The 9,343-nt window shown below is 69.3% G+C and carries 9 protein-coding genes; 3 read left to right on the forward strand and 6 right to left on the reverse strand.

Features of this window, described 5'->3' with window-relative positions:
• Nucleotides 1-9: 9 nt before the first annotated feature.
• Complete coding sequence (locus C5B99_RS01220; protein ID WP_104239944.1) at nucleotides 10-1,113, forward strand: PrpF domain-containing protein; 1,104 nt, start codon at nucleotides 10-12, stop codon at nucleotides 1,111-1,113.
• Between the two features lie 47 nt (nucleotides 1,114-1,160).
• The gene (locus C5B99_RS01225) at nucleotides 1,161-2,447 is read left to right on the forward strand and encodes an SLC13 family permease (RefSeq protein WP_104239945.1); all 1,287 of its coding nucleotides are present in this window, start codon (nucleotides 1,161-1,163) and stop codon (nucleotides 2,445-2,447) included.
• 83 nt (nucleotides 2,448-2,530) lie between these two features.
• Here the strand turns inward: C5B99_RS01225 and C5B99_RS01230 are convergent, their stop codons facing one another.
• The 6 genes from C5B99_RS01230 to C5B99_RS01255 all read right to left on the reverse strand — a co-directional run bounded on the left by C5B99_RS01230 (nucleotide 2,531) and on the right by C5B99_RS01255 (nucleotide 8,375).
• The gene (locus C5B99_RS01230; RefSeq protein ID WP_104239946.1) at nucleotides 2,531-3,127 is read right to left on the reverse strand and encodes a DUF1349 domain-containing protein; all 597 of its coding nucleotides are present in this window, start codon (nucleotides 3,125-3,127) and stop codon (nucleotides 2,531-2,533) included.
• Nucleotides 3,128-3,259: 132 nt separating this feature from the next.
• The gene (locus C5B99_RS01235; RefSeq protein ID WP_104239947.1) at nucleotides 3,260-4,102 is read right to left on the reverse strand and encodes an ABC transporter ATP-binding protein; all 843 of its coding nucleotides are present in this window, start codon (nucleotides 4,100-4,102) and stop codon (nucleotides 3,260-3,262) included.
• On the reverse strand, nucleotides 4,102-5,196 hold the full coding sequence (locus C5B99_RS01240) for an iron chelate uptake ABC transporter family permease subunit (RefSeq protein ID WP_104239948.1): 1,095 nt from the start codon (nucleotides 5,194-5,196) through the stop codon (nucleotides 4,102-4,104). Before C5B99_RS01240 ends, C5B99_RS01235 begins: the two co-directional genes overlap by 1 nt.
• Nucleotides 5,193-6,272: an iron ABC transporter permease gene (locus C5B99_RS01245; protein WP_258062993.1), complete on the reverse strand. Its 1,080-nt coding sequence runs from the start codon at nucleotides 6,270-6,272 to the stop codon at nucleotides 5,193-5,195. Before C5B99_RS01245 ends, C5B99_RS01240 begins: the two co-directional genes overlap by 4 nt.
• A gap of 7 nt (nucleotides 6,273-6,279) precedes the next feature.
• Nucleotides 6,280-7,260: a siderophore-interacting protein gene (locus tag C5B99_RS01250; RefSeq protein WP_181064904.1), complete on the reverse strand. Its 981-nt coding sequence runs from the start codon at nucleotides 7,258-7,260 to the stop codon at nucleotides 6,280-6,282.
• Complete coding sequence (locus C5B99_RS01255) at nucleotides 7,257-8,375, reverse strand: ABC transporter substrate-binding protein (RefSeq protein WP_219819599.1); 1,119 nt, start codon at nucleotides 8,373-8,375, stop codon at nucleotides 7,257-7,259. The genes C5B99_RS01250 and C5B99_RS01255 overlap by 4 nt, the downstream gene beginning before the upstream one ends.
• A 160-nt stretch (nucleotides 8,376-8,535) precedes the next feature.
• On the opposite strand from C5B99_RS01255, the gene C5B99_RS01260 reads away from it, so the two are divergent.
• On the forward strand, nucleotides 8,536-9,297 hold the full coding sequence (locus C5B99_RS01260) for a hypothetical protein (protein ID WP_104239950.1): 762 nt from the start codon (nucleotides 8,536-8,538) through the stop codon (nucleotides 9,295-9,297).
• Nucleotides 9,298-9,343: the final 46 nt, after the last annotated feature.

The following is a 9,343-nucleotide window of genomic DNA, read 5'->3' on the forward strand; positions in this document are numbered from 1 at the left end:
GGCTCCACGATGCAAACCCCAGCAACCCTCATGCGAGGCGGCACCAGCAAGTGCTGGATCTTCGATTCCCGAGATGTCCCTGCGGACCGAGCGGCGCTCACCGCACTGCTCGTCGACACGTTCGGCGCAGAGGACCCGCGGCAGCTCGACGGCGTCGGCGGCGGCACCTCCGTCACCTCGAAGGCCGCCATCGTGTCGAGGAGCGCCGACCCCGCCTTCGACATCGACTACCTCTTCGCGCAGGTCGCCGTCGGCGAATCCGTCGTCGAGTGGGGCAGCAACTGCGGGAACTGCGCCACCGCGGTCGCGCTCTGGGCCGTCGACACCTTCGACCTCGCACACGGGGCGCCGAGCACGGAGGTGCGGATGCGCAACCTCAACACGGGCGCAGAGGTGAACGCCCGGGTGGACACCGAGGAGCACGAGGCGACCGTGAGCGTCCCCGGCGTCCGGGGAGCCGGCACCGCCGTCGACCTCGCCTTCATCAACCCGGTCGGCTCGACCACGGGAAGCCTCTGGCCCACAGGCAACCACCGAGACGAGCTCACCGTCGACGGACTCACCGTGGCGGTCTCGATGGCGGATGCCGGAGCCCCGGTCGCGCTTGTCGAGGCAGACTCGCTCGGCGTCTCGGCCGCCGCGACCGAGGAGCAGGTGCGCCAGTACGTTCCGATGCTGCGCAAGATCCGCGCCCGCACCGCCGTGGCGATGGGCATCGCACCCTCCATCGACGAGGCCTTCGACGCGATCCCGAAGGTCGGCATCGTCGGCCCGCCCGTCGACTACGTGACGTCGCTCGGGGAGCCGGTCAGCGCCAACGACTACGACGTCTCGGTCCGCATGCTCTCGATGAACAACCCGCATCCGACCATCGGCCTGACCAGCGCGGTGGCCATCGCCCTCGCGACGACCGCCACCGACTCGGTCCTCGGACCAGTCGGCCAGCCGGCGGATGCTGCGTCCTCCACTTCGGCCCTCGACGTCCGGGTGATCACCATCGGCACGCTCGGCGGCACCCTCCGCTGCGAGGTCGAGATCTCCGCGGACGGCTCACGCGTCCTCCTGCGACGCGCTGCCCGCCGGCTCGCCGACTCGCAGCTCTACGTGCGGTGAGCACGCCCCCACTGGCATATTCTCCATCCTGATCCGAAAGCGTGACAATGTCGTCCACTGAAATCCTTCCTCTCATCGCACTGATCGCGATGTTCGTGATCGCCACGATCTTCCCCATCAACATCGGCTTCCTCGGGTTCGTCGGAGCCTTCGCCGTCGGAGCCATCTACCTCGGCTTCGACGACAAGGAGATCCTGTCCGCGTTCCCCGGCTCGATCGTGCTCACGATCGTGGGCGTCACGTACTTCTTCGGCATGGCCAAGAAGAACGGCACGATCGACCTCTTGGTCAACGTGTGCATCCGCGCAGTGCGGGGCCGCGTCTCCCTCATCCCCTGGGTCTTCTTCGCGGTCGCATCGTTCCTGACCGCGCTCGGCACGTTCAGCCCGGCCGCCGTGGCCCTGATCGCACCCGCCGCGATGACGTTCGCAGCCCGCAGCCGCATGAGCCCGCTGGTGATGGGCATCATGACCATCAACGGCGCCCACGCCGGGGCGTTCTCGCCGATCTCGGTCTCCGGGATCATCGTGCGCGACCTCGTCGAGGGCAACGGACTCGCCATCGAGCCCTGGTCGCTCTTCTTCGCCAGCTACGGCATCAACACCCTCCTGTCGATCCTGACCGTCGTGGTCTACGCCGTCGCGAGCCGAGTGCGCACACTCGAGTACACGGCGACCGGCTCCATCACCACCGCCGGCGCCCACGACATCGACGACGAAGGCCCTTCGAAGGCGAACCGCGTCCAGGCGCTCACGCTCGCGCTGATCGCCGTGATCCTGGTCCTTGTCCTGGTCTTCCACCTGCCGATCAGCTTCATCGCCATCGCGGCGGGCGTCGTGCTGGCCTTCACCGATCTGAAGAAGCAGAGCGACGCGATCGCCGGCATCAGCTGGTCCACCGTGCTCCTGGTCTCCGGCATGATCACCTACGTGTCGATCCTCCAGGAGCTCGGCACGATCGACCACCTCGCCGACATGGCCCTCCTCATCGGAGCTCCGATCGTGGTCGCGCTGGTGCTCTGCTACGTGATCGGCCTGACGTCCGCCTTCGCCTCCTCAACTGCCCTCCTGACGGCGATCATCCCCCTGGCGATGCCGCTGCTGGAGATGGGCGCGCTCCCCATCGTTGGAGTCGTCGCGGCCCTCTCCATCTCGGCCACCGTCGTCGACGTCTCACCGTTCTCCACGAACGGCGCGCTGGTGCTCGCGAACGCGCAGGGCATCGACCGCCGTGTCTTCTACAAGCACCTGCTGCTCAACGCGGTGGCCGTCGTCGCGATCGCCCCGCTGCTCTGCTGGCTGATCCTCGTCATCATCCCCAACGCGGTCGGGTAGCTCTGCCCACAGAAGAACACGGCCCGCAACAGAGCACGGCCCGCTGCCGCATCCCGAGACGGGAGCGCCAGCGGGCCGTTGCCTCACGGGTGCAGCGAGTCGTCCGCCGGCGTCGTCCGCCACGCGGTGAAGTGCACCACCAGGCCGCTCCGCGACGGCGCGCAGCAGAACGGGCCAGCCGCGACGCGGGCATCGGCAGCCAGCGGTGCCACTCGAACGAGGCGCCACGGCTCGGCGTCCACCCGGGCGCGGATGGTGACGGCGTTGCCCTCCCGGCTCGCGCGCACCGCGACACGGCGGCCACCCCACTCGGGCACTGGAGCCAGCGACCAATCCGACTCGGACCTGGTGACCACCGCCCCCAGCTGCTCCTGCCCGTCGCTCAGCTCGATGCCGGCCTTGATCCAGGTCTCGTCGTCGACCCTGAGGAAGATCCCCGCCTGGTCGAACTGCTCGGTGAAGTCCACGACGAACTCCACCTCGACGGCGGAATCCTGCTCGAACGGACGCAGCAGCGCGTGCTCGGTGTCGTGGATGAACCCGTAGGACGTGGTGCGCCACGCGTCGCTGCCCTCGACGGCGGTGACGCGGAGCCCGTCCTCGCTCGCCTCCGCGGCAACCGGCTCGTTGGTCCAGTGACCGTCACCCCACGGGATGCTCGTCACGTTCAGTTCCGTCATCATCGACTCCGTTCGGCTCGGCTCGGTTCGGTTCGGGGCGGCACGCGCAGCCCAGGTCGAGCGTGCGTGCCATCAGTTCGTTCCGCAGTCCATCATGGCTGTCGAGCGCGCTGCTCGGCCAAGCCGCTCCCGTTACTCCGTCCACACCCCTTCGCGCGGAATCACGAGCGGCGTGCCGGTCTCGGGGTCGTCGATGATGCGGCAGGGCAGCGAGAAGACGTCCTCGACGAGCTCGGCGGTGAGCACCTCGCCCGGCTTGCCCTGGGCGACGATCTCGCCGTCGCGCATGACCACGAGGTGCGTCGCGAACCGGGCCGCCTGGTTGAGGTCGTGCAGCACGGCGACCAGCGTGCGCCCCTCGCCGCGGAGCCGCCGGAACAGCTCGAGCAGCTCGTACTGGTGGGAGATGTCGAGGAACGTCGTGGGCTCGTCGAGCAGCAGCACGGGTGCTTCCTGCGCGAGCGCCATCGCGACCCACACGCGCTGCCGCTGACCGCCGGACAGCTCGTCCACGAACCGCGACGACAGCGCATCCACCCGCGTCGCGGCCATCGCGTCGGTGACGGCGCGCTCGTCGGCCTCCGACCAGCGGTCGAACATGCCCTGGTGCGGGAACCGGCCCCGCGCGACGAGGTCGGCGACCCGGATGCCCTCAGGGGCGAGCGACGTCTGTGGCAGCAAGCCGAGGCGCTTCGCGACGTCCTTCGTCTTGAGTGTGAAGATGTCGCTGCCATCGAGCAGCACGCTGCCGTCGCTCGGTTTGAGGAGCCGTGCGAGGGCCTTCAGCAGCGTCGACTTGCCGCACGCGTTCGGCCCGATGATGACGGTGAACGAATGCGCCGGCACCTCGAAGTCGAGGCCCTCGATGATGGGCTGCGCGTCGTAGCCGACGTGCACGGAGGTGGCCTTGAGCTCAGCCGCGACCAGGCCCGTCGCAGGGCCTGCCAGGCTCGCTGTATCCGCTTCGATCGTCATCACTGACGTCCCTTCTTCGTGGTCTGCTCGTGCACGAGCAGCCAGGCGAGGTAGATGCCGCCGACGCAGACGGTGAGCACGCCGACGGGGAGGTCGACGAGCTGCGCGACGAGGTCGGCGGAGACGAGGAGGAGCGCGCCCACGAGCGCCGACGGCAGGAGCTGCAGGCTTGCACCCTTGGTCAGCCGGCGCGCGATCTGCGGGGCGGCGAGCGAGATGAACGAGATGGGTCCGGCCGCTGCCGTGACGAGCGCCGTCAGCGCGACCCCGACGAGGGTCGAGAAGGCGCGCGTGCGGTTCGCATGCACGCCGAGCGACAGAGCCGCGTCGTCGCCGACCTCGAGCGCCGCGAGCGGACGACCGAGGACCCCGCATCCCACGACCAGCGCGGCGAAGATGAGCGTCGCCGGCAGCAGCTGCGCGTAGCCGAGCGCGCTCAGCGAGCCGGAGCCCCAGACGGCGGCGAGCATCGCCTGCTCCTGGCTGACCCGCATCATCATGAGCGCGTTGAGAGACGCGAGCATGGCGCTCGCGCCGATGCCCACGATGATGAGCCGGAACGGACGGAGTCCCTTCCGGTAGGCGAGCAGGTAGACGGCCGCCGCGACGACGGCCCCGCCGAGCAGGGCCCCCGCTCCGATGGCGTAGTACGAGGTCGAGCCGATCCAGAGCATCACGATGATCGCGCCCGTGTAGGAGCCCGTCGAGAAGCCGATGATGTCGGGCGAGCCGAGCGGGTTGCGGGTGATCGACTGGAAGATCGCGCCGCTTGCGCCGAGCGCGAGGCCGGCCAGCACGGCGAACAGGAACCGCGGGAGGCGCCACTCGAACACGACGAGCCGATGCGCCCTCGATGCATCCGAATCGAAGAGCGCCGTCAGCACCTCCCAGGGCGAGAGGGCGAGCGTGCCGTAGCCGAGCGAGACGACGCCGAGCGCCAGCATGGCGACGACGATCGCGCCGCACACGACGACCGCGCGGCGGCGGTGGAGGTTGGAGAAGCGGCCGAAGCGCACGGCGTAGGTGCGGTCGCCGAAGTCGATGCCCCGGGCAGCAGTTGCGGCGACGGCGGTTCTCTCACGTGTCGCGGTCATAGTCCGCTCACCTTCTTGCGACGCACGAGGCCGATGAGCACGGGTGCTCCGATGATCGCGGTCACGAGCCCCACCCGCAGCTCTCCGGACGGCAACACGATGCGGCCGAGAATGTCGGCGGCCAGCAGCAGGATGGGCGACATGACGATCGACATGACGATGATCCAGCGCTGGTCGGGCCCGACGAACCAGCGCACGACGTGCGGCACCATGAGGCCGACGAAGCCGATCGGGCCGGCGATCGCGACGGCGGTGCCGGCGAGCAGCGTCACGGCGATGACCACGAGCACTCGGGTCGAGCGGATGCGCACCCCGAGCGAGGCCGCGAGCTCGTCACCCAGCGACAGCGCGTTGAGGGAGCGGGCGCAGAACAGCGCGAGCACCACCCCGACGATGATGAGGGGCAGGCACGTGAGCACCACGTCCATCGACCTCCCGCCGATGGATCCGACTCCCCAGAACCGGGTCACGTTGAGGGCGTCGATGTTCTTCAGCACGATGGCCGAGGTGAAGCCGCCGAGCACGGCGCTGATCGCAACGCCCGCGAGCGTGAGGGTGAGGGGCGTCGCCTTGCCGCCGCCGACCGAGCCCATGGCGTAGACGAGCATGGTCGCGAGGAACGCCCCGATGAGCGCGAACCACACGTACTGGCCGGGGGCGGTGAAGCCGAAGAGGCCGACCGCGAGCGTCACGACGAAGCTCGCGCCGGCATTGACGCCGAGGATGCCGGGGTCGGCGAGCGGGTTGCGGGTGAACGCCTGGATGAGGGCGCCGCACAGCCCGAGCGCGGGCCCGACGACAAGCCCCACGAGGGTCCGCGGGATGCGCAGGTCGAGCACCATGACGTGCTCTTCGGTGGCGCGCGAGCCGAGCAGACCCTCCCAGACCACCTCGGGCGAGATGGCTCGCGCGCCGACGAAGATGCTGAGCACGACCGTGCCTGCGAGCACCGCGAGGGCGATGACAAGCGCGAGGGTGCGCTTGGCGTTGCTGCTCGCCAGGCCGCTCCCGCTCGGGTCCCGGGGGTTCGAGCGAGCCGCCCCGACGCTCGGACCCGCTGTGCTGATCGTCGCCACGGCGCTGCTAGAGGCCGACCGAGGCGTAGATGCGGAAGACCTCGTCCATGCGGGTCTCCTCATCCATCTCCGGTTCGCCGTCGCCGGTCTCGCCGTAGAGGTCCATGATCTGCTGCTTGATCGACTCGTCGAGCGCCTCCCACTTGGCCGACCAGGCCTCGACCTCGTAGGTCCAGTAGCCGACGACCTTGTACGCGGAGCCGGGGAGGCCGAGGGTGTGGCGGAGGTGGCTGCGCACCTCTCGTGTGACGCGCGTCTCGCCGGCCACCCACACGTAGACACTGCCGTCGTTCGGGATGTCGAGGCGGCGCACGGCCTCGACGAGGCGGCTCGGCCGGTGGCCGTTGCCGGAGCCGCGCACCCAGTGTGCCGCCTTGAGCTCGACCGACGGGAGCAGCTCGTAGCCCGCATCCCGGATCTCGCAGACGATCTCCGTCTCGACGTGTGGCGTCAGCTCGGCGATGCGCAGCGCGGCAGGCAGGGCCGGCTCGTCGCAGATGAGCACCTGCTTGGCGACACCCTCGGGCAGCGCGTACAGGTCGCGCGGCGGGTTGATGCCGAGCACGTAGCCGGGCTTCGCGCCGAGCACCCACGTGCTCGCGATCCCGCCCTCGTGCACGACGAAGTCGATGTCGATCTCACCAGGCCGGTGGTCGCGGATCGTGTACGTGCGCATCTGCGATGGCTCGACACCCTCCTCGTAGTCCCAGCCGCGGCCCGAGACGAACGGCAGGCGCGGCTCGAGGTGCGCCTCGTCGGGGAAGAAGAGGCGCACGTACTCGTCGCCGATCCCCGTCGTGGGGTAGTCGAGCAGGTCGTCGCCGCCGAACGTGACCCGCAGCATCCCGGGCCCGAGCTGCCGCACGCCCGTCACGACGGCGCGGTGGATGCGCTCGACGTAGCTGCTCGCTGCTGTCTCAGACTCGGTTCCGGCTTCGGTTGCGGATTCGGTTCCGGCTGCGGTTCCGGCTTCGGTGAGGGCGGTCATTCCGCGCCTCCGACTCCGTTGCCGTCGATGGCGGAGTTCAGCATGGGAACGAACTCGTCGATGGCCCACGGGATGGAGAGGGGCGTGGGTGCGTTGGTCGCCATGGCGAGCGGCTCGCTCTCGAGGAACAGGTAGTGGCCGGTGGCGATGGGCTCCCACAGCTTGAACGTGGGGTGGTTGAGCGTGTAGTCGAGCTCTTCCTGGCTGTTCGACCAGGCGACGAAGATGTCGGCGGGGATGGTGTCGAGTTCCTCGAGGCTCACGGCGCCGTACCAGTTGTCGCCCTCGACGGTGCCGAGCACCGTGTCCATGGCCGGGGTGTTCTTGAGGCCCAGCTCGGTGAGGAACTGCACCCGCAGGTCGCTCGGGATGTAGATGCCGGCCTCCGTCGCCCCATCGCTGAGGGTGAGCCCGTACGCGAAGGTCGTGTCGGCGAACCGCGGGTTCTCTTCCTTGACGGTGTCGAGCTGGCCCTGCGTCTCGGCGATGATCTCGTCGGCCTTCGCGGGCTGTCCGAGGCTGTCGCCGACGATCTCGACGAGCGACTGCCACGACTCGGAGGCCCACGGCTTCTCGGGGTACGCGACCGTCGGGGCGATCTCGGAGAGGCGGTTGTACTCGACCTCGGTGAGGCCGGAGTGCGGGGCCAGGATCACGTCGGGCTCGAGCGTGAGGATCTGCTCGAAGTCGAGCTCGTTCGCGTCGTTGTAGTTGAGGATCTCCGGCATGGTGCCGCCCAGCTCCTCGACCTCCGCGCGGAACCACGGCGAGTAGCCTTCCTCGTCGCCGCCCCACGTCTCGGGAATCCCGACCGGCACGGTGCCGAACGCGGCGACGACGTCCTGCGTCGCCCAGCCGATCGTCACGACCCGCTCTGGTGCTTCCGAGATCGTGGTCTCGCCGAAGACGTGCGTCATCGTGACGGGCAGGGCACCCTCCTCGGCCGCCGTCGCCGTCACTCCGTCAGCCGCTTCGGCGTCACCGGATGCGCAGCCCGCGAGCGCGAAAACCGCGACGGTGGCCGCGGCGAGCGCTCCGGTCCAGCGGCGATGCGTCGAGCGTCGCGGGGTGGGACGGGATGAGGTGGACAAGCGACGGGTGACAGTCGAGGTCAAGGTGGCTCCATTCGACAGAAGTACGAGCGCCAGAGGTAAGGCTAACCTCAGAACACACCGAGCTTACGGAGGCGGCGTATCGCTCCGCGGTCACTCGGCATCGCATTCCTGCCACCCCGAGCGTCGCGCGGGCACCCCCTCGCCGCGCTACTCTTCGAAGGTGAATCAAGACGAGCTGTTCGGGGGGCTGCTCGCCATCTTCGTGCTCGCGGTCATCGCGATCGGTGCGATCGTCGTCTTCGGCGACCTCAGCATCCGCCCCCGCCCGAGGCGCCTCCCGCTGTGGCAGTACACGCACCGCGTCATCGGCAGGGACCAGCCGTTCGTCACCTCGAGCGGGTCGTTCCCGGCGAACGAGCAGCGCCTCTGGGAACTATGGGTCGAGAGCCACAAGCCCGGGAAGCTCGTCGCCGTCCCCGTCGAGGAGCAGGCGCCCACCCCGGTCGCCGTGCCCGCCGAGGGCGACACCGGTAGCGGAGACGAGACCGGGGCCGACGGTTCGCCAGCCAAGCCAGCAGAACCAGCGGAGACGCGTCAGCTGCGGGTCTCCAGGGTCTCCCGTGAGCTTCGCTCCGTGTATCCGCTGGCCCTGGTGGGCTTCAACGCCTACTTCGAGGACTACGAGAAGAGCGAGTTCCCAGTCGGCCTCATCGTGCGCGGCAGCGATGGCGTCGCGATGATGACCCTCACCGCGGACGACGTCGTCGCGTTCGACGAGCGGGGGCGCAGGCTCTGGTCGAGCCGCTGGGAGCGCCTCATCTTCTCCAACGCCCACGACCTGCTCCTGTACAACGGGCACACGCAGATCCGCATCGACGACGAGGACCAGCGCGACCTCGTCGAGGCGCTTGTCGTCAAGTACGGCCGACTCGAGCAGATGCACTTCCTGCCGGGCCCCCTGCGCCGCGACACCGAAGACTGACGTCGAGCCGGCCCCACCCGACGCTCGCCCCGCCCCGCCGCACGTC

The sequence above is a fragment of the Pseudoclavibacter sp. Z016 genome (assembly GCF_002931215.1).
Classification (GTDB): domain Bacteria; phylum Actinomycetota; class Actinomycetes; order Actinomycetales; family Microbacteriaceae; genus Pseudoclavibacter.

Coding starts and splice junctions, on each gene's coding strand:
- C5B99_RS01230 (WP_104239946.1), bottom strand. CDS start 3,127: ATGACGGAACTGAACGTGACGAGCATCCCGTGGGGTGACGGTCACTGG.
- C5B99_RS01225 (WP_104239945.1), top strand. CDS start 1,161: ATGTCGTCCACTGAAATCCTTCCTCTCATCGCACTGATCGCGATGTTC.
- C5B99_RS01240 (WP_104239948.1), bottom strand. CDS start 5,196: ATGACCGCGACACGTGAGAGAACCGCCGTCGCCGCAACTGCTGCCCGG.
- C5B99_RS01220 (WP_104239944.1), top strand. CDS start 10: ATGCAAACCCCAGCAACCCTCATGCGAGGCGGCACCAGCAAGTGCTGG.
- C5B99_RS01250 (WP_181064904.1), bottom strand. CDS start 7,260: ATGACCGCCCTCACCGAAGCCGGAACCGCAGCCGGAACCGAATCCGCA.
- C5B99_RS01235 (WP_104239947.1), bottom strand. CDS start 4,102: ATGACGATCGAAGCGGATACAGCGAGCCTGGCAGGCCCTGCGACGGGC.